Source organism: Pseudomonas sp. KH_046_2, assembly GCF_057838985.1.
Genome location: NZ_CM174480.1, coordinates 1,017,401 through 1,036,496, shown reverse-complemented (window position 1 = coordinate 1,036,496; position 19,096 = coordinate 1,017,401). Strand labels below are relative to the sequence as shown.

Genomic DNA, 19,096 nt, shown 5'->3' with positions numbered 1-19,096 from the left:
GGCTTTTCTTTACAGCATCCGACGCTTAAGGCGCGTACGTCAGCAACAACTCGGTCGGCACTTTGAAGTCCAGGGACATCATCACGCTCAACGCGGTAATGGTGAAGATCGAGAACACGAACAGCTTGCGTGCCCAGACCGTGTCATCCACTGCCTTGTAGCCGGTCCAGGCCATGTACAGCCAGTACATGCCCATGGCCGCGGCGACGGCGAGGTAGCTCATGCCGGCGTAGCCGCTGAAGGTCAGCATCAAGGTCGCCACGAGGAAGGCCAGGATGTAGATCAGGATGTGCTTCTTGGCCACCTGGATGCCGCGCTTCACTGGCAGCACCGGAATCGATGCGGCCAGGTAATCGTTGAAGCGGAAGATCGCGATGGCGTAGGAATGCGGCATCTGCCACAGGCTGAACATCACAAGCAGGGTCAGCGCGGCCATGTCGAAGGTGTTGCTGACTGCGACGTAACCGATGACCGGCGGCATGGCGCCCGACAGACTGCCCACCAGCGTGCCGTGAACCGACTTGCGTTTGAGGTACAGGCTGTAGAAGCCGACGTAGATCACGAAGCCAATGACCGCGAACAAGGCGGCCAACGGGTTGGCCACTTTGTACAACAGCGCAACGCCGGCGACACCCAGGACAGTCGCATAGATCAGGGCCAGTTTCAGGGAGATCAAGCCCTGGACCAGCACCCGGTTCTTGGTGCGTTCCATCTTGATGTCGATGTCGCGGTCGATGCAGTTGTTGAACACGCAACCGGAGGCAACCACCAGGGACGTGCCGATCATGGCGGCCAGGAAGATGGCCAGATCGACATGCCCTTTGGAGGCCAGGAAAAATCCGCCTGCCACAGAAAGCACGTTACCGAAAATGATCCCCGGTTTGGTGATTTGGATAAAGTGCTTGAGGGACATGCGGACTTACCTCACTTCGCCATCATGAACGTGTGGATGCTGAACATGATCCACAGCGACAGGCCAACCAGCAGGACGATCACGATCGCGGCGAAGACAAACGCAATCACGTTGTTACGCTGCGCGGCCGAACGGTCCAGATGGAGGAAGTACACCAGGTGCACCAGCACCTGGATGACTGCGAACGCGACGACGATCATCAGGGTGATCGACTTCGGCAGCGTCGGGTACATCACCAGACCGAACGGGATCAGGGTCAGGATCACCGACAGGATGAAACCGATGCCGTAGGACTTGACGCTGCCGTGACCGGCGTCGTGGCTGTCATGGGAGTGTGTGTTAGCCATTTACATAGTCCCCATCAGGTAAACAACGGTGAATACGCAGATCCACACAACGTCCAGGAAGTGCCAGAACAGGCTCAGGCAGCTCAGACGGGTCTTGTTGGTCGCCGTCAGGCCGTTTTTCTGCACCTGATACATCATGATCGCCATCCAGATCAGACCGCTGGTCACGTGCAGACCGTGGGTGCCGACCAGGGTGAAGAACCCGGACAGGAAGCCGGAACGGCTAGGGCCGTAGCCCTCGGAGATCAACACGTGGAACTCGTTGATCTCCATGCCGATGAAGCCGGCACCGAACATGAAGGTCGTGGCCAGCCAGCCCAGGACCTGCTTCTTGTTGCCCTTGAAGAACGCCAGCATGGCGAAGCCGTAGGTGATCGAACTGAACAGCAGCAGAGCGGTTTCGCCCAGTACGTATGGCAGTTCGAAGATGTCGTGGCCCGACGGGCCACCCGCTACGTTGTTAACCAGTACCGCGTACGCCGCGAAGATCGACGCAAACAGAATGCAGTCGGTCATCAGGTAGAGCCAGAAACCGAATACGGTCATCTCGCCCGAGTCGTGGTGATGGTCATCATGCCCATGTCCATCGACATGGGTGTGTCCAGCATTGGTCACTAAGTTCGACATGGTTTAAGCCTGTTCCAACGAGGTTTCAACACGGGTGGCGGTGGCCGGGATTTTCCCTGCCGCTACCAGACGCTTGTGCTGCTCGGCTTCGATGCGCTCGATCACGTCGACCGGCACCATATAGCCTTGATCATCACGGGCCGCATGGATCACGAAGTAGATCACGGTGCCGGCCAGGCTAGCGATTGCCAGCCACCAGATGTGCCAGATCATCGCGAAACCGAACACGGTCAACAGCGCGCCCATGACCACACCGGTGGCGGTGTTGTTCGGCATGTGGATCGGCTGGTACTTGGCCGGGGCCTTGTACGCGGTACCGTTTTCCTTGGCTTCGGTGAACGGGTCGACTACGTCGGCTTTTGGCAGCACGGCGAAGTTGTAGAACGGAGGTGGCGACGAGGTCGACCATTCCAGGGTGTGTGCATTCCACGGGTCGCCGTGTTCGCACATGTTTTCCGGCTTGTTGCGGTCACGCACGCTGACGTACAGCTGGATCAGCTGGCAAGCGATACCCACGGCGATCATCACCGCACCGAACATGGCGACGTACAGGTACGGCACCCACTCAGGGTTAGTGGTGGCGTTCAGGCGACGGGTCATGCCCATGAAGCCCAGAGCGTAGAGCGGCATGAACGCGACGAAGAAGCCGCTGATCCAGAACCAGAACGCTGCCTTGCCCCAGCCTTCGTGCAGCTTGAAGCCGAATGCTTTAGGGAAGTAGAACGCGAAACCTGCGATGTAACCGAATACCGCACCGCCGATGATCACGTTATGGAAGTGCGCGATCACGAACAGGCTGTTGTGCAGAACGAAGTCGGCACCCGGGATGGCCAGCAGTACGCCGGTCATGCCGCCGATGGCGAAGGTCACCATGAAGCCCAGGGTCCACAGAACCTGGCTGGTGAAACGCAGACGGCCCTGGTAGATGGTGAACAGCCAGTTGAATAGCTTCACACCCGTCGGGATGGAAATCAGCATCGTCGCCAGACCGAAGAAGGCGTTGACGCTGGCACCCGAACCCATGGTGAAGAAGTGGTGCAGCCAAACCATGAAGCCCAGGATCGAGATCGCGCCCGATGCGTAGACCATCGAGTGGTGGCCGAACAGTTTCTTGCCGGTGAAGGTCGAGATGACTTCGGAGAAGATACCGAACGCTGGCAGGATCAGGATGTACACCTCAGGGTGACCCCATGCCCAGAACAGGTTCACGTACATCATCGGATTGCCACCAAGTTCGTTGGTGAAAATGTGGAAATCCATGTAACGGTCAAGCGTCAGCAGTGCCAGGGTAGCGGTCAGGATCGGGAACGAAGCCACGATCAGGACGTTGGCCCAGGTGCAGGTCCAGGTGAAGATCGGCATGTCCATCAGCTTCATGCCAGGGGTACGCATTTTCAGCACGGTGGCCAGGAAGTTGACCCCCGTCAGCGTTGTCCCCAGACCCGATAGCTGTAGCGCCCAGATGTAGTAGTCCATCCCCACGCCAGGGCTGTATTGCAGGCCCGACAGCGGCGGATAGGCAACCCAGCCGGTCTTGGCGAATTCGCCGACGCCCAGGGACAGGTTGATCAGCACTACGCCGGAAACCAGCAGCCAGAAGCTCAGGGAGTTCAGGAACGGGTAGGCAACGTCACGCGCGCCGATCTGCAGCGGCACTGCAAGGTTCATCAGGCCGGTGAAGAATGGCATCGCCATGAAGATGATCATGATCACACCGTGAGCGGTGAAGATCTGGTCATAGTGTTCAGGTGGCAGGTAGCCAGGCGAACCCTCGGTGGCCATGGCCAGCTGGGTACGCATCATGATGGCGTCGGCAAAGCCGCGCAGCAGCATGACCATGGCGACGATGATGTACATCACGCCGATTTTCTTGTGGTCGACCGACGTCAGCCACTCGGTCCACAGGTAGGTCCACTTCTTGAAGTAGGTGATACCCGCGAACAGTGCCAGACCGCCGAGCGCGATCATGGCGATGGTCACCATTACGATCGGCTCGTGGAACGGGACCGCTTCCCAACTTAATTTACCAAACATCGTTTACTCCTCTGCCCCGGCAGCTGAATGCGCGTTCATGTCCATTCCTTGCGTAGCGGCCACTTCTTTCTCTTCTTTCTCGTGCTTCACTTTCGGACCCGGTTTCATGCCTTCGTACTTGTCGACGATGGTCTGGAACAGGTTCGGCGTCACCGAGGAGTAGAGCTCGACTGGGTTGTTCTGGCTCTGCTTGGCAAGGGCTGCGTATTCAGCTTGTTCAAGCTGTTTAGGTGCCTTTTTGACTTCGCTTACCCAGGCGTCGAATTCTTCCTGGGAAGTGGCGATCGCCTTGAATTTCATACCGGTGAAACCCGCGCCGCTGTAGTTGGCGGAGATACCGTCCATCTCAGCGTTTTCGTTGGCGATCAGGTGCAGCTTGGTCTGCATGCCCGCCATCGCGTAGATCTGGCCGCCCAGCGCAGGGATGAAGAACGAGTTCATCACGGCGTCGGAAGTGATCTTGAAGTTGATCGGGGTGTGCGCCGGGAACACGATCTTGTTGACCGTGGCGATGCCTTGTTCCGGGTAGATGAACAGCCACTTCCAGTCCAGCGCGACCACTTCGATGGTCACAGGCTTCACGTCGGATTCCAGCGGCTTGTACGGGTCAAGGGCGTGGGTCGACTTGTAGGTGACGTAACCCAGGGCGATGATGATCAGCACCGGAACAGCCCACACCGCGATCTCGATCTTGGTGGAGTGGTTCCATTTCGGGGTGTAGGTAGCGTTGGTGTTGGACGCGCGGTATTTCCAGGCGAACAGGAAGGTCATGACGATGACCGGCACCACGACCAACAGCATCAGCAGCGTTGCGGTGATGATCAGGTTTCGCTCGTCCAGACCGACCTGGCCCTTGGGATTGAGCAAGGTCATGTTGCAGCCTGACAGCAGCAACGTGCCGATCAGCGGCAATAAGCCTAGTAGTCTGGGGTACCTGTTTTTACTCATCTCACGACCTCTAAAGCAGCTTGCGCAATGCAGTTGGGTTTTGATCGCCAACACTTCACCCTGCCAAGGGTTGGCATTTTTCTTGGATTGAATAAGGGCATGCCCGTCGTGCGTCAGACGCTGTACGACAAATCCCGGGCCTGCGGTGAGTTCTTATTCGAATACGTGGTCAAAGGCCTTGTTACAGACCAATTCCATTTGGTGCGGATAGTTGGAGGCTCCGACACCTGGGCATCGCATGAAGCCACCAGACCTCTCGACACCCTGTTTCTGCTCACGCCTGGTTAAGATTTGAGCAGTGCCGGGAATTCAGTGCGGGCGATTGTAGATATGTAACGTTCTATAAACCATGTCTCATCCCGAAATAATTTTTATCGGAAGCGGCAACAATCTTTAACCGTTTTCGCAAAAGCGGCGCATCTTATCGAAATTAATTCTCAACAAAAACACCAAAATAAGTAGGTCTTCCATCCACGGTTCAGACAGTATCCTGTCCCTCCTCTCCGCTCTTGACCTTGCCCAAGGCCCGATATGACGGGGGCTCTGGCCATTCGCCAGAGCCTGTTAAAACTGCCTGTTCGTGCCCGTAATGGAAAAAACCGCAAGCCTGCAAAACAGCCCGATTTCGTTACGTTTACATGCACCAATCCGGCTTCCTCGAACGCCCTGCGACACTCGCTCTGTGACAACATGTCGCACACGTGTCGCACCCTTGATTGCCGCCCGTCACAGTCTTTTTACCCGGCCTCTGAAATGTGCTCTGCAAGCCAAAAAAAGCCCCGGTCCTCTCATCGAGGAACGGGGCTTTTTTGTCCGACAATGCGTGGCGGCAGATGAACTCAGCGCAGCGCTTTGCGGTTACGCGAGGTCAGCAATGGCACCAGCACCACGATCAGCACGAAGGCGACCAGCGCCCACTGCGCCAGCGACAGACCGAGGATCGGCGGGTATGGCGTGGAGCAGAAACCATCGACCTGGAAACCCAGCGGGAAGATCTTCGCCAGCGGCAAGTCATCGACAATCGGTTGCAGCACATCGATGCCGCAGCTGACCGCCGGATAGAACTGCGTATAGACGTGGTGCCCGGCAACGCCTGCACCTGCCACTGCACAGATCACCACCAGGGTTTCAAACACCGTGATGCTGCGACGGCCGCGCATGGCCGCGCCGATGAAGGCGAAGATCGCGATCAGCAGCAACGCGTAACGTTGCAGGATGCACAGCGGGCAAGGGGCCTCGCCCAGAACAATTTGCATGTACAGCGCACCGCCGATCAGTGCCAGGCAAATGATGCCCAACAACACCAGGTAGCGCCGTTCACGCCCCAACCGCATGGATTCATCGCTCATCGCGTTTCCCTTCAAGATATCGATTGCCGCCAGTCTACACGCTGGCCCGGACCTTTGAGAGTCTGGAGCATGTGAGGGGGATTCGGGGGGAATAGACGATAAGGCGGTTAAGAAGGGATTAACTTTCTGACTTTTTTCAACTCGAGACCGAGGTGAAGCATTCGCGGGCAAGCCCGCTCCCACAGGGATTTGTGTCGGTCCAGATTGATGAGAACGACACAAAACCTGTGGGAGCGTGGCTTGCCCGCGATGGAGGCGACTCGGTCTTACTCCAGCGCCGCAGCCGGCCCGAAGAACTCATAGCGGCTTTGCTTCTCCGGCACGCCCAATGCCTTGAGGTGGCGCTTGATGGACGCCATGAAACCTTTCGGCCCCAGGAAGTAAGCATCCAGGTCACGCTGCTCCGGCAGCCATGCATTCAACTGCTGCTGGCTCAACAAACCGACCTTGTGCGCCGCCGGGCTCACGCCGTCGTCCTCGGAGTAGCAGTAAAAGCGCTTGAGCTGCGGGTGACGCTCGGCCAGACCATCGATCCAGTCGCGGAAGGCATGAACGCTGCCATTGCGCGCGCAGTGGATGAAATGCACCGGCCGCTGAGTCTCCAGCGCCGCTTCGAGCATCGCCAGGGTCGGGGTGATGCCGACGCCGCCGCTGATCAGCACCAGCGGCTTGTCGCTGGCGGTCAGGACGAACTCGCCCGATGGCGGGAACAACTGGATGCTGGCACCGACATCCAACTGGTCGTGCAAGTAGTTGGAAGCGCGGCCACCGGCTTCACGCTTGACGCTGATGCGGTACTGGCCTTTGTTTGCCAGCGCCGACAGCGAGTAGTTACGACGGATCTCTTCACCGTCGAGGATCAGTTTCATGCCGATGTACTGACCGGGTTCCGCCACCAGGATCGGCCCTTTGTCCGCGGGTTCGAAGTAGAACGAAGTGATCTCCGCGCTCTCCTCGACCTTGCCTGCCACGATGAACTCCCGCGCCCCGCGCCAGCCGCCCGGTGCCTGTTCCTTCTGGTCGTAGATGCTGGTTTCAGCACCGATCAGGATGTCCGCCAGTTGGCCGTAGGCCGCGCCCCAGGCCGCGATCACTTGCGGGGTGGCGATCTCTTCGCCCAATACTTCAGCGATGGCCCGCAGCAGGCAGCTGCCGACAATCGGATAGTGCTCCGGCAGAATCTGCAGGGCCACATGCTTGTTGATGATCTTGGCCACCAGGTCGCCCAACTGGTCGAGTTGGTCGATATGGCGCGCATACATCAGCACACCGTTGGCCAGGGCACGCGGCTGATCACCACTGGCTTGGTGGGCCTGGTTGAACAGCGGGCGGACTTCCGGGTATTCGGAAAGCATCATGCGGTAGAAGTGCGTGATCAGCGCCTCACCACCGCTTTCGAGCAGCGGTACGGTGGATTTGACGATGGCACGGTCTTGAGCGCTCAGCATAAGGTGACTCCTGGTCTTCTTGGGTTGCTAACGGATTACCCTATGCATATCAGCTTTCGTGCCAACTATTTAATTGTTATAAATCAATGAGTTAATAACTTAATAGTCATTTCGACACTGCCTGCCTTATAGTCACACCGACTACACGGAGTCACTATGACTGCAAAATCCCTGCTCACCGCCCTGCTACCCCTGGTCTCCGACCTGTCCCGCGAACTGCCCGAAGGTGAGCGTTATCGCCGCCTGCTGGAAGCCATGCGCGCCCTGCTCCCGTGCGACGCCGCCGCCCTGCTGCGCCTTGATGGTGAATGGCTGGTGCCGCTGGCCGTCGACGGCTTGAGTACCGACACCCTCGGTCGGCGCTTCAAGGTCAGCGAGCACCCGCGTTTCGAAGCGCTGCTCAGCGGCCCCGGCCCGACCCGTTTCGCTGCCGACAGCAACTTGCCCGACCCTTATGACGGCCTGGTCGATGGCCTGGATGATCATCTGGAAGTCCACGACTGCATGGGTTGCCCGCTGTTCATCGACGAGCGCCCATGGGGCCTGCTGACCCTCGATGCCCTCGACCCGGAGCGCTTCGAACCGATCGAACTGGATGCCCTGCAAGCCTTCGCCAGCCTCGCGGCAGCCACGGTCAACGCCGCCGAGCGCATCGAGCGGTTGAACAACCGGGTCGAAGATGAACATCAACGCGCCGAGGTCTACCGCCAGGCCAGCGGCCAGCAGAATCGCGAGATGATTGGCCAAAGCAAGGCCCACAAGCGTCTTGTCGAAGAAGTCAGCCTGGTGGGCGGCAGCGACCTGACCGTGTTGATCACTGGCGAAACCGGGGTCGGCAAGGAGTTGGTGGCCCAGGCCATCCATGCCGCCTCGCCCCGCGCCGACAAGCCGATCATCAGCCTCAACTGCGCCGCATTGCCCGACACCTTGGTGGAAAGCGAGTTGTTCGGCCATGTTCGCGGCGCCTTCACCGGGGCGATGAACGACCGCCGTGGTAAGTTCGAGCTGGCAAATGGCGGCACGCTGTTCCTCGATGAAGTCGGTGAGTTGTCGCTGACCGTGCAGGCCAAGTTGCTGCGGGTGCTGCAGAGCGGTCAACTGCAGCGACTGGGTTCGGACCAGGAGCATCAGGTCGACGTGCGCCTGATCGCGGCGACCAACCGCGACCTCGCCGAAGAAGTGCGCAGCGGCCGTTACCGCGCCGACTTCTATCATCGCCTCAGCGTTTATCCGTTGCTGGTGCCGGCCCTGCGCGATCGCGGGCGCGATGTGCTGCTGCTCAGCGGTTACTTCCTGGAACAGAACCGCTCGCGCATGGGCCTCAACAGCCTGCGCCTGAACAGCGACGCCCAGGCCGCGCTGCTGGCCTACGACTGGCCTGGCAACGTACGCGAGCTTGAACACTTGATCGGCCGTAGCGCCTTGAAAGCCCTGGGCAATTGCAAGGAACGGCCGAAGATTCTCAGTCTGAGCGCAGCCGACCTGGACTTGCCCAATGCCAGCGTTGAAGCCGTCGCCGAGCAACCCGTCGCCACCATCACGCAAGCGGTGACCGGCGATTTGCGCGAGGCCACCGAGCGTTATCAGCGTCAATTGATCGGTGCCTGCCTGGAGCGGCACAACAACAACTGGGCAAGCGCGGCCCGTGAGCTAGGCCTGGATCGGGCGAACCTGGGGCGAATGGCCAAGCGGTTGGGGATGAAATAGTGTCTTTACGGTGGCGAATGAAAAACTGTGGCGAGGGGGGCTTGCCCCCGTTGGGTCGCGAAGCGGCCCCAGCTTTGCGCCAGTCAAACCGAGTTGCTGGGTTTACGACCGCTTCGCGGCCGAACGGGGGCAAGCCCCCTCGCCACAATGGTCCTGTGTTTGACCCGAGACAGGTATTCACGCTAAAGCCTGCCCCCGACAAGTCGATAACCCGGCATCGAAGTCATTGGTGATCCCGGGATTGTCCGTCACCTTTTTCCAGAGAAGGTTCCTATGTCCTCCACCAAAGCCCGCGCAGACTCACTTTCGCTTCTGCTGTTTACCTTGCGCAGCGGCAAGCTGATGGCGATCAACCTGCTCAAGGTCAGCGAAATCATTCCCTGCCCGCCGTTGACCAGGCTGCCGGAGTCGCACCCTCACGTCAAAGGCATCGCCACCCTGCGCGGAGCCTCGCTGTCGGTGATCGACCTCAGCCGTGCCATTGGCGAACGTCCGCTGGAAGACCCGAACGGCGGCTGCCTGATCGTCACCGACGTCAGCCGCTCCAAGCAGGGCCTGCACGTGCAGGCCGTGAGCAAGATCGTCCATTGCCTGACCACCGACATCCGCCCGCCACCCTTCGGCTCCGGTGGATTGCGTGCCTACATCACCGGCGTGACGTCGGTCGATGGCACCCTGGTGCAAGTGTTGGACATCGAAAAAGTCATCCATGGCATCGCCCCGGCACAAATCGAAATGGCGCCGACCGAACTGAGCATGGAAGACGCCGAACTGCTCGGCAACGCGCGCATCCTGGTGGTCGATGACAGCCAGGTCGCCTTGCAACAATCGGTGCACACCCTGCGTAACCTTGGCCTGCAATGCCATACCGCCCGCAGCGCCAAGGAAGCCATCGACTGCCTGCTGGACCTGCAAGGCACCGCGCAGCAGATCAACCTGATCGTCTCGGACATCGAGATGTCGGAGATGGACGGCTACGCCTTCACCCGCACCCTGCGGGAAACCCCGGATTTCGCGCATCTTTACGTACTGCTGCACACCTCGCTGGACAGTGCGATGAACGCCGAGAAAGCACGACTGGCGGGGGCGAACGCAGTGCTGACCAAATTCTCTTCGCCGGAATTGACCCAGTGCCTGATCACCGCGGCCAAGGCTGTCGCCGAACAGGGTTATTGAGTGTTGAACGAAGAATTCTGCTGGCTGATGCGGAGCGACCTCTCTGTCGTCGTGCCGGCCCCCGATTGGCCAGCCGGCCTGCAATTGAGCGAGTACCACCCCGAACTGGGCGCAGCCGTGCACCGGTTGATGGAGTTCGGTTATCTCGACGGCGGTGGTCGCGTAGCCGCGCTGGACATGTGGCAACGGCAGTTCGAAACCGATCCGGAATATGACCCGGCCCTATGCTTCATTGCCCTGGATGCCGAAGAAGTGGTGGGCGTTTGCCAGTGCTGGACCAGTGCCTATATCAAGAACCTGGTGGTACACCCGCGGTTTCAGGGCCGGGGGTTGGGACGTGCGCTGCTGTTGCAGGCGTTCAAGGTGTTCCAGCAGCGGCGTGAAGGTTTCGTGGACCTGAAGGTACGTGAAGACAACCTTCGGGCGCGGCGTTTGTATGAAAGCGTCGGGATGCGCGCCGTCCGCCGGGAGCCGATTCCGCTCTGACACACCGCCTTCGCTGGCAAGCCAGCTCCCACAGGGGATTGCATTCCAAATGTGGGAGCGGGCTTGTCCGCGAAGAGGCCAGCAAAGTCTCCATCAACCTTTCAGGCATACTCCTGCTTTGGCCACTCAGCCCAAGGAAGCCTGAACCATGAAAGCTGCGCCACTGATTCTGCTCTGCCTCACCGCCCTCACCACTCAAGCCCACGCCTCAAGCCCCGACGCCTGGGCCACCTACGACAAAGCCGTACTCACCAGCTGCATCAAGGCCAGCGGCCTGAAGGACGCCAAACCCGTGGGCAACGCCGCGCAGTTCGATGACCGGGTCGGCTACACCGCGCTGCTGCTCCAGGGCCAGTACCCGCAAAAGCACATGAAAGGCGCACAAGGCACCGAGTTGTGCCTCTACAACAAAAAGAGCAAATCTGCATACGTCACCGAATGGGACTCCATTCGCCCGACCGGCAAGACCAACTGAGTGGCGCATAACTTGCTTCGACAGCGGCCTTTGCGGCGGCATTCTGTCGCCGTTTCATGCCCTGTGATGCGAACGAACGCTCAATGAATACGACGTTTTCCTGTGTAGGCTGCGGCAAATGCTGCAACGACCACCATGTGCCCCTGACCTTGGGCGAAGCCCGGATGTGGGCGGCCGATGGCGGTCAGGTGATCGTGCTGGTGGAAGCGTTTCTGGGCAATGGCCTGGGTCTGCCGGTACAGCAACGTGAACACGCCGAACGCCGTTCGGCGGCGGTGCGTAGCGGTGACTCCGAAGCGTACGTGGCCATCACCTTCGCCGCCTACAATGTCGGCCCCTGCCGGAATCTTGACGAAGACAACCTCTGTCGCATCTACGAACGCCGGCCGCTGGTGTGCCGTATTTATCCGATGGAAATCAATCCACACATACCACTGAACACAGCCGTGAAGGAATGTCCGCCTGAGTCGTGGGAAAAAGGACCGGACCTGATTGTCGGTGGTGAGTTGGTCGACCGGGAGTTGTCAGAACTGATCCAGCGCTCCCGTCAGGCGGATCGTGATGACATTCTGATGAAGGATGCGATTTGCGCGTTACTGGGGATTCGCACGACGGCGCTGAAGGGCGACGGGTTTACCGCTTATCTTCCGGATATGGCGGAATTCGCCACGATCATCGACGACCTGGCCGGGCAAACGTTGCCGCAGTGGGCCAGCGAATGGCGGTTTCACGTGTCGGGGGAGGATATCGCCGGGCAAGTGCTGGCCGCAGGCGCGCAAGTGGCGGCGGATGTGCCGGCGGATTACTCGTTTATTTCGTTGCGGGCGGTTTGATCCAGGATTTCAGCGTTTGTGCCGGCCCCTTCGCGAGCAGGCTCGCTCCTACAAGGGATCCTCAGTGAACAAGAATATTGTGCACGACATTGATCCACTGTAGGAGCGAGCCTGCTCGCGATGAGGCCAGGTCAAGCACCGCAGCATGAAGGCCTAGCGCTTACCCATCGACCGACGAGTCCCCGGCGGTGCCATGCCCGGCGTCTTGGTGTGGCCGTTCTTGGCGCCGTTCTTGTACCACGGCTGGTTCGAGCCCTTGGCGGCCGCCAGTTCGCCCGGTTTGAACGGGAACTTGAATGCCGGGATTTCGGCTTTGATTTCGCTGTCGGCGCTGGAGTCGACGCTGTCTGGCAGCTCTGCCTGTGCGTCGCTCAGGGCGTCGGCGACCGGCGATTGTTTCGGGGAAGTCATGAAAGCTCCGGGTGGTGCATGAAATGTCGGGCCCGGTGAGAGGGCCGCATGCCACAGTATAAGAAGTGCGGCAGTATAACTGGATGAAGCACCGTAAGCTGCATGCTGCATTGACCGCCTGACGACTCGCACAAATCCCGTGAAGAATGTTAGCGTGCTCATCATTCTTCACCGCCCGACGAGCCCACCTCCCATGAAAAAGACTGTCCTTGCGTTCAGCCGCGTCACCCCACAAATGGTTGAACGCCTGCAACAAGACTTCGACGTCATCGTGCCGAATCCGAAAAACGGCGACATCAACGCCCAGTTCAACGAATCCCTGCCCCATGCCCATGGCTTGATTGGTGTAGGCCGCAAACTCGGTCGTGCACAGCTGGAGAACGCCGCCAGCCTGGAAGTGGTGTCCAGCGTCTCGGTGGGCTATGACAACTATGACCTGGCCTACTTCAACGAACGCGGGATCATGCTGACCAACACGCCGGATGTGCTCACAGAAAGCACCGCCGACCTGGCGTTTGCCCTGTTGATGAGCAGCGCCCGTCGTGTCGCCGAACTTGACGCCTGGACCAAGGCCGGGCAATGGCAGGCCACTGTCGGTGCGCAACTGTTCGGTTGCGATGTGCATGGCAAGACCCTGGGCATTGTCGGCATGGGCAATATCGGTGCGGCCATCGCCCGACGCGGTCGCCTGGGGTTCAACATGCCGGTCATCTACAGCGGCAACAGCCGCAAGACCGAGCTGGAACAGGAACTCGGCGCACAGTACCGCAGCCTCGATCAATTGCTGGCCGAAGCTGATTTCGTCTGCCTGGTGGTGCCGCTCAGCGAGAGAACCAGACATTTGATCAGCCATCGTGAACTGGCGCTGATGAAGCCGAGTGCCATTCTGGTGAACATTTCCCGTGGTCCGGTGGTGGATGAGCCAGCACTGATCGAAGCGCTGCAAAACAACCGCATTCGTGGTGCCGGGCTGGACGTATACGAAAAAGAACCGCTGGCCGAGTCGCCACTGCTCCAGCTGAAAAACGCCGTGACCTTGCCGCACATCGGCTCAGCCACCCATGAGACCCGCGATGCCATGGCCAACCGTGCCCTGGCCAACTTGCGCAGTGCCCTGTTGGGCGAGCGACCGCAGGATCTGGTCAACCCGCAAGTCTGGAAGGGTTGAAAAAAGGGCAGGCGTTATCAGCGCCTGCCCTTTAATGCCAAGAATAAAACAGTATCAATCTCAACCTGTCAGAAAGCTGTCTGAATACACACCCTGCAATTCAGTCAATAAACCAACAATAAAACCACACGCTAGACTCTCCTTACTTACCCCGGCACAACGGGAACAATAAAGGAGATCATCACATTGAACCATCTTACGACAAGTAAAATCATACGCTTCAGCAAAGCCACGCTAATGTTATTCATAAGTATTTTTGGAATGCTGGTGATGTACAGCAACTTTACGGACTACACAACCAACTACGAAAGCATCAGCCATATCCTGAGCATGGAGACCACAGATGAGGACGGGAGGTACAGCTACAGGGCCATTACCTCGCACATTCTCCATCACCGCATCTACTGGCTCATCATTACACTCGAGGTTATCTACACGCTCTTCTTCATGATCGGAACCTGTTATCTTTATAAACACATGAATAGCAGCGCAGAAGATTTTCACGAGGCCAAAAAGCCCGCGATCATTGGACTGCTCATTGCGCTCTTGCTTTATTATGTCGGTTTCCAGGTTATTGGCGTGGAATGGTTCAACATGGACCAATCACAAGCATGGAGTTATAAAGACTGGTCCCGGCATATTGTCGACTTCATACTACCGCTGCTGATTTATATTGCGATCAAAGTCGAGCACTGAAGATTTCAGCGCTCGATGAACACCACCTCAAGCGAGCTCGCTACTCCCCTGTACCAAGCGTGGTTTGGGTTTGCGAAACACCAGTACGTTGCCCGCCATCACCAACACCAGCCCCAACAGTGCCGGCATCGTCCACTGATAACCCTCGGCGAACGCAGACACGTTGAGCGCCACTACCGGAAACAGCACGGTGCAGTACGCAGCCCGCTCAGGCCCCATGCGGCCGACCAGGGTCAGGTAGGCGGTGAATCCGATCACCGACCCCGGAATCACCAGGTACAGCAGCGACCCGATGTAGCGCGCGCTCATTTCCATGTCGAAGGGAATGCCTTTGACCAGGCACCACACCGTGAGCATCGTCGCCCCGTAAGCCATGCCCCAGGCATTGGTGGTCAGCGGCTTGAGACCGGCCTTCTGTTGCAGGCTCGAAAGCATATTGCCCGCCGAGAAACACAGAGTGCCGCAAAGGGCCAGACCGAGGCCGAGCAAGGTTTCCGGGCTGGCGGTATGCCCGGCCAGTTCCGGCCAGAACAGCAGTCCCAGCCCAAGCAGGCCCAGCGCACCGCCCATCAGCACATTGCGGGCAATTTTCTGGCCGAAGAACACCCGTGCATTGAGGGCGTTCCACAGCGTGGCGGTGGAAAACACCACGGCCACCAGACCGCTGGGGATCCACTGGCTCGCGGTGAGGAAGCACATGAAGTTGACGCAGAACAGGCACAAGCCCTGAGCCAGGCAGATCAGGTGCCCGCGACGGTTCATCACTTGCAGGCGCCGACTGAGCAGCAGGATCACGAACAGCACCAGCGCGGCGAGGCCGAAGCGATAGACGATCGACACGGGAATGGCCACCACGCCCAGTTGCCATTTCAAGGCAATCCAGGTGGTACCCCAAATCAGCACGGTCAGCAGGTACAAAGAAAGGTTCATGGCTAAGACTCCTCGATAGGCGCCCAGTGTCCGGCGCCACGCCTGGGCGCACTTGCATAAACTTGCGCTTTTGTCTGGCGACAGGCTGGCACGCACGCGTCTACGGAGTAGGATGCAAGGCGCTGGATGCAGGTGTTAGAGAGCAACGATCATGGCTGCACTGGATACCCTACAAGTTTTTCAAGCCCTCAACCGCTCGCCCAATGCTCGCCTCGAGCACAGCGCCGAGCTCGGTGACGGCTTGTCCGCAGCCTTGTGGAGCAATCACCACGACGCCCAGGAATACGAAGCGCCCAGCCACCACACATTGTCCTGTTACCTCGCCGGCGGCACCGGCACCTTTCGCCGCGACCAGCCCGGCAATAAAGGTGGTCCGGACAAACTGTGCATCCTCCCGGCCGATCACCAGTCAGGCTGGGTGATCAACGGCGATATTCGCCTGGCACACCTGTATTTCAGCCCCGAACAATTTGCCCTCGGCTGCGTCACCCTGCTCGATCGCGAGCCACGGGAAATGCAACTGCGCGAACAGACCTTTCTCGATGATCCGCAGCAGGCGCTGCGCTTTCGGCAGTTGATCACCTTGAACTGGGACGAGCCGGGCGAGCGCCTGCTCACCAGCAGCCTGGCTCACGAATTGCTCAGCCATGCCCTGCTCAGCCAAGTCAACGTGCGTCAGGGCTTGCGCCTTAAAGGCGGGCTGGCCGCGCATCAGCGTCGACATCTGGTGGAGTTCATCGACAGCCATCTGGACGAAGCCATCAGCCTCGGTCAGTTGGCGGCGTTGTGCGCGTTGTCCGAATACCACTTCGCGCGGATGTTCCGCGAGAGCTTTGGCTTGCCACCCCACCAGTATGTGCTGGCGCGGCGCCTTGACCGGGCGCGGGTATTGCTGCGCACGACCTCGCAGCCACTGGGGGAGATTGCGCTGGCTTGTGGTTTTTCCAGTGCCAGCCACTTCACCAACCGCTTTCGCCAGTCACTTGGCGGGACACCCGGTGAATATCGGCAGGCGTTTTTGCGCTAGGCGCGGGATTTTCGGCGTCTTTCAGGCCGCCATCGCGAGCAGGCTCCGGGCGGCGTTCCGACGATGACGCGATCTGTCATCAGAATTCCAGCGTGCTGGACAGTGAAATCTGCCGCGAGTCACCCATCGAAACAAAGAACCGACTCGCCGCCGAGGTGTAGTAGGTGCGGTCGAACAGGTTCTTCACGTTGAGCTGGAACTTGACCTTCTGCCCTTCGACTTTGGTGTCGTAGGTGGCGAACGCATCGGCCACGGTGTAGCTCGGCAGATCGAAATCGTTTACCGCGTTGCCCGCGCGCTCACCCACATAACGCGCCCCGGCGCCAACCCGCAATTGATCACCGCCAATGACGCTGCCGAAGTCATAGACAGCCGACAGCGAGCCGCTGTTCTTCGCCACGTTTTGCAGTTTATTGCCTTTGTAGACAGGGTCTTCGGTGACTTCGGCATCGGTGTAGGCGTAGCTGCCGATCATGCTCCAGCGATCGGTGAGCTGACCGCTCAGGTCCACTTCCAGGCCACGGGAACGCACTTCGCCGGCGGCGCTGTAAATCGTGGTTGGGCCTTCGGAGTTCGCCACCAGCACGTTACGTTTCTTGATGTCGAACAACGCGATGTTGCCGGTGACGCGGCCCGGCAGATCGAGCTTGGCGCCCAGCTCCCAGGACTTGGCTTCTTCCGGCGCGATGCCGCCATCAAGCACGGTACTGCTGCCGCTCAGTGGCGCGATGGTCGAGTTGGGTTTGAACGACTCGGTGTAGCTGCCGTAGAACGACAGGGCATCGGTGTACTTGTACACAAGGCCTGCGCGCGGCACCCATTTCTGCCCGTTGCTGTCGGTGTTGGCGTGGAACGGCACGCCTTTGCCGGCGTATTGGTCGTACGCCTGGAAACGCGCGCCGGCTACCAGGATCCACTGGTCGGTGAGGTGGATGGAGTCTTGCAGGAACACCGAATCGCTTCGCAGTTCATCGGTCTGCGCGCTGTCGGCCGCACTGACGGTGGTGCCCGCCACTTCCCGACCATAGACCGGATTGACGTAACTAAATGTGGTCAGGCTTTTCTGGCGGATCAAGTCTTCGCGATAGATCTTGCGGTACTCGTCATCGACGCCGAACAGCAGGTCGTGCTGCATGCCGAGCACGTTCATGTTGCCTTCGAGGCTGGCGGTGGTGAAACGGTCGGTGCTGATCGCATTCTGGGTGCCGTCCATGCTGCGGGTCAGGGTGCCCTTTTTGGTGTCGATGGCGGTCACGCGCACCTGGCTGGCATCGTAGGTTTCGCGGTTCCAGCTGTAGCCGAAATGGGCTTTCCAGTTGTCGTTGAGTTCGTGATCGGCCTCAAAATGATAGAGATCCGAGCGCCCTTCCATGTTGTTGAACGGTTCGTCGAGACGCTCGTTGCGCGAGATGTCCAGCGGATGGTTGGTCCGTGGATCGATCAGCGTGCCGCGGTCGAACGGCGTGAGGAATTCGCGGTGCTCATAGGAGAACAGCACGCTGGTGCTTTCGCCGTACCAGGCCAGCGACGGCGCGATCAGGCTCTCGCGATGCACGCCGAAGTTGCGCCAGTAATCTTCGTCTTCATAGTCCAGCACCATGCGATAGGCCAGTCCGGAATCGCCGAGGGCTCCGGTGCTGTCGAGACCGCCGCCGCTGCCGTTCTTGCCGTCGCCATAGCTCGAACCGCGCGCGGTCAGTGCGTTGTACTGCTCAAGCTCGGGCTTCTTGCTGACCATGTTGACCACTCCGCCCGGGTCCTGGATGCCATAGAGCAACGAGGCCGGGCCCTTGAGCACTTCGACCCGGTCCACGCTGGCGTTGAGGCCACGGCCCTGCACGATCGGCATACCGTCGCGCATGATCGAGCCGTTACGGTTGTCGCCAAAGCCGCGGACCATCACCGAGTCCTGGGTGCTGCCCAAAGTGTTGGCCTGGGTGATGCCGCTGACATTGGCCAGGGCGTCATCGAGATTGCGCGGCACCTGATCGCGAATGACCTGGGCCGGGACGACATTGATGGTCTGCGGGATTTCCTGAATCGGGGCCGAAGAGCGCATCACCGAAGAGGTCGGTGGCGGCTGGTAGCTCATGGAGTCATCCATCGACGAGGTGATGGTGGTCGCGCCCAGGTTCAACGCGCCTTCAGTCGGCCGAGGTTCCAGTGCAATGGTGTGGCCGTCGGTGCGCCGGAACGTCAAGCCCGAACCAGTGAGCAGTCGTTGCAGGGCCTGTTCGGCGCTCATCTGGCCATTGATGGCCGGCGCATTGAGGCCGTACGGCGCTTCATCGGTGTAGACGACACTGATGCCGGTCACTCGGCTGAAATCACTCAGGGCCTGGGGCAACGGTTTGGCGGCCAGCGCGAAATTGAATTGCCCACGGGGTTGACTGCTACCCGCCTCTGCGGCCAGCGCCACGCTCAGCGGCAACAAGGCCAAGGCCGAAAAGCTCAACGCAGACACACCCAACCATTGTTTGAACGACCCCGATTTTGCCCTGGACTTCATTGCTCATGACCT

19 protein-coding genes are annotated in these 19,096 nt (G+C 59.4%); 9 read left to right on the top strand and 10 right to left on the bottom strand.

The features are described 5' to 3' along the window. Positions 1 to 25: 25 nt before the first annotated feature. Genes cyoE through cyoA form a run of 5 tightly spaced genes read right to left on the bottom strand, consistent with a single transcriptional unit; the run spans position 26 to position 4,869 of the window. The gene (gene cyoE, locus AC3IX1_RS04675; RefSeq protein ID WP_008046745.1) at positions 26 to 913 is read right to left on the bottom strand and encodes a heme o synthase; all 888 of its coding nucleotides are present in this window, start codon (positions 911 to 913) and stop codon (positions 26 to 28) included. A gap of 11 nt (positions 914 to 924) precedes the next feature. Then, the gene (gene cyoD, locus AC3IX1_RS04670; protein WP_008046747.1) at positions 925 to 1,260 is read right to left on the bottom strand and encodes a cytochrome o ubiquinol oxidase subunit IV; all 336 of its coding nucleotides are present in this window, start codon (positions 1,258 to 1,260) and stop codon (positions 925 to 927) included. Continuing rightward, a complete protein-coding gene (locus AC3IX1_RS04665) occupies positions 1,261 to 1,887 on the bottom strand; it encodes a cytochrome o ubiquinol oxidase subunit III (RefSeq protein ID WP_489387306.1) in 627 nt (208 codons plus the stop codon). It lies immediately after the preceding gene. Between the two features lie 3 nt (positions 1,888 to 1,890). After that, entirely contained in the window at positions 1,891 to 3,921 is a 2,031-nt protein-coding gene (gene cyoB, locus AC3IX1_RS04660; protein ID WP_150672161.1) for a cytochrome o ubiquinol oxidase subunit I, read from the bottom strand. Between the two features lie 3 nt (positions 3,922 to 3,924). Then, positions 3,925 to 4,869, bottom strand: coding sequence for a ubiquinol oxidase subunit II (gene cyoA, locus AC3IX1_RS04655; protein ID WP_489387305.1), 945 nt, complete (start codon positions 4,867 to 4,869; stop codon positions 3,925 to 3,927). 27 nt (positions 4,870 to 4,896) lie between these two features. On the opposite strand from cyoA, the gene AC3IX1_RS04650 reads away from it, so the two are divergent. Then, a complete protein-coding gene (locus AC3IX1_RS04650) occupies positions 4,897 to 5,157 on the top strand; it encodes a hypothetical protein (RefSeq protein WP_489387304.1) in 261 nt (86 codons plus the stop codon). Positions 5,158 to 5,708: 551 nt separating this feature from the next. Here AC3IX1_RS04650 and AC3IX1_RS04645 read toward each other — a convergent pair. Both AC3IX1_RS04645 and hmpA read right to left on the bottom strand, forming a co-directional pair. Then, positions 5,709 to 6,218, bottom strand: coding sequence for a disulfide bond formation protein B (locus tag AC3IX1_RS04645; protein ID WP_056728475.1), 510 nt, complete (start codon positions 6,216 to 6,218; stop codon positions 5,709 to 5,711). Positions 6,219 to 6,484: 266 nt separating this feature from the next. Further along, complete coding sequence (gene hmpA, locus AC3IX1_RS04640) at positions 6,485 to 7,666, bottom strand: NO-inducible flavohemoprotein (RefSeq protein ID WP_489387303.1); 1,182 nt, start codon at positions 7,664 to 7,666, stop codon at positions 6,485 to 6,487. Between the two features lie 156 nt (positions 7,667 to 7,822). Here hmpA and norR point away from each other — a divergent pair, with 156 nt between their 5' ends. The 5 genes from norR to AC3IX1_RS04615 all read left to right on the top strand — a co-directional run bounded on the left by norR (position 7,823) and on the right by AC3IX1_RS04615 (position 12,343). Next, entirely contained in the window at positions 7,823 to 9,373 is a 1,551-nt protein-coding gene (norR, locus tag AC3IX1_RS04635) for a nitric oxide reductase transcriptional regulator NorR (RefSeq protein WP_489387302.1), read from the top strand. A 273-nt stretch (positions 9,374 to 9,646) separates the two neighbouring features. Beyond that, a complete protein-coding gene (locus tag AC3IX1_RS04630; protein WP_007970363.1) occupies positions 9,647 to 10,549 on the top strand; it encodes a chemotaxis protein CheV in 903 nt (300 codons plus the stop codon). A gap of 27 nt (positions 10,550 to 10,576) precedes the next feature. After that, the gene (locus tag AC3IX1_RS04625; protein ID WP_489388686.1) at positions 10,577 to 11,035 is read left to right on the top strand and encodes a GNAT family N-acetyltransferase; all 459 of its coding nucleotides are present in this window, start codon (positions 10,577 to 10,579) and stop codon (positions 11,033 to 11,035) included. A 148-nt stretch (positions 11,036 to 11,183) separates the two neighbouring features. Next, the gene (locus tag AC3IX1_RS04620; protein ID WP_489387301.1) at positions 11,184 to 11,510 is read left to right on the top strand and encodes a hypothetical protein; all 327 of its coding nucleotides are present in this window, start codon (positions 11,184 to 11,186) and stop codon (positions 11,508 to 11,510) included. Between the two features lie 83 nt (positions 11,511 to 11,593). Beyond that, entirely contained in the window at positions 11,594 to 12,343 is a 750-nt protein-coding gene (locus tag AC3IX1_RS04615) for a YkgJ family cysteine cluster protein (protein WP_489387300.1), read from the top strand. A 153-nt stretch (positions 12,344 to 12,496) separates the two neighbouring features. Here the strand turns inward: AC3IX1_RS04615 and AC3IX1_RS04610 are convergent, their stop codons facing one another. Beyond that, positions 12,497 to 12,754, bottom strand: coding sequence for a hypothetical protein (locus AC3IX1_RS04610; RefSeq protein ID WP_489387299.1), 258 nt, complete (start codon positions 12,752 to 12,754; stop codon positions 12,497 to 12,499). A gap of 193 nt (positions 12,755 to 12,947) precedes the next feature. On the opposite strand from AC3IX1_RS04610, the gene AC3IX1_RS04605 reads away from it, so the two are divergent. Continuing rightward, a complete protein-coding gene (locus AC3IX1_RS04605) occupies positions 12,948 to 13,922 on the top strand; it encodes a 2-hydroxyacid dehydrogenase (RefSeq protein WP_489387298.1) in 975 nt (324 codons plus the stop codon). Between the two features lie 186 nt (positions 13,923 to 14,108). Next, positions 14,109 to 14,618: a DUF2165 family protein gene (locus AC3IX1_RS04600; RefSeq protein WP_489387297.1), complete on the top strand. Its 510-nt coding sequence runs from the start codon at positions 14,109 to 14,111 to the stop codon at positions 14,616 to 14,618. A 27-nt stretch (positions 14,619 to 14,645) separates the two neighbouring features. Here the strand turns inward: AC3IX1_RS04600 and AC3IX1_RS04595 are convergent, their stop codons facing one another. Next, a complete protein-coding gene (locus tag AC3IX1_RS04595; protein WP_489387296.1) occupies positions 14,646 to 15,548 on the bottom strand; it encodes a DMT family transporter in 903 nt (300 codons plus the stop codon). A 151-nt stretch (positions 15,549 to 15,699) separates the two neighbouring features. Here AC3IX1_RS04595 and AC3IX1_RS04590 point away from each other — a divergent pair, with 151 nt between their 5' ends. Further along, positions 15,700 to 16,575 (top strand): helix-turn-helix domain-containing protein, encoded by an 876-nt coding sequence (locus tag AC3IX1_RS04590; RefSeq protein ID WP_489387295.1) that lies wholly within the window; start codon positions 15,700 to 15,702, stop codon positions 16,573 to 16,575. Positions 16,576 to 16,654: 79 nt separating this feature from the next. Here AC3IX1_RS04590 and AC3IX1_RS04585 read toward each other — a convergent pair whose 3' ends face one another. Then, complete coding sequence (locus AC3IX1_RS04585; protein WP_489387294.1) at positions 16,655 to 19,084, bottom strand: TonB-dependent siderophore receptor; 2,430 nt, start codon at positions 19,082 to 19,084, stop codon at positions 16,655 to 16,657. Positions 19,085 to 19,096: the final 12 nt, after the last annotated feature.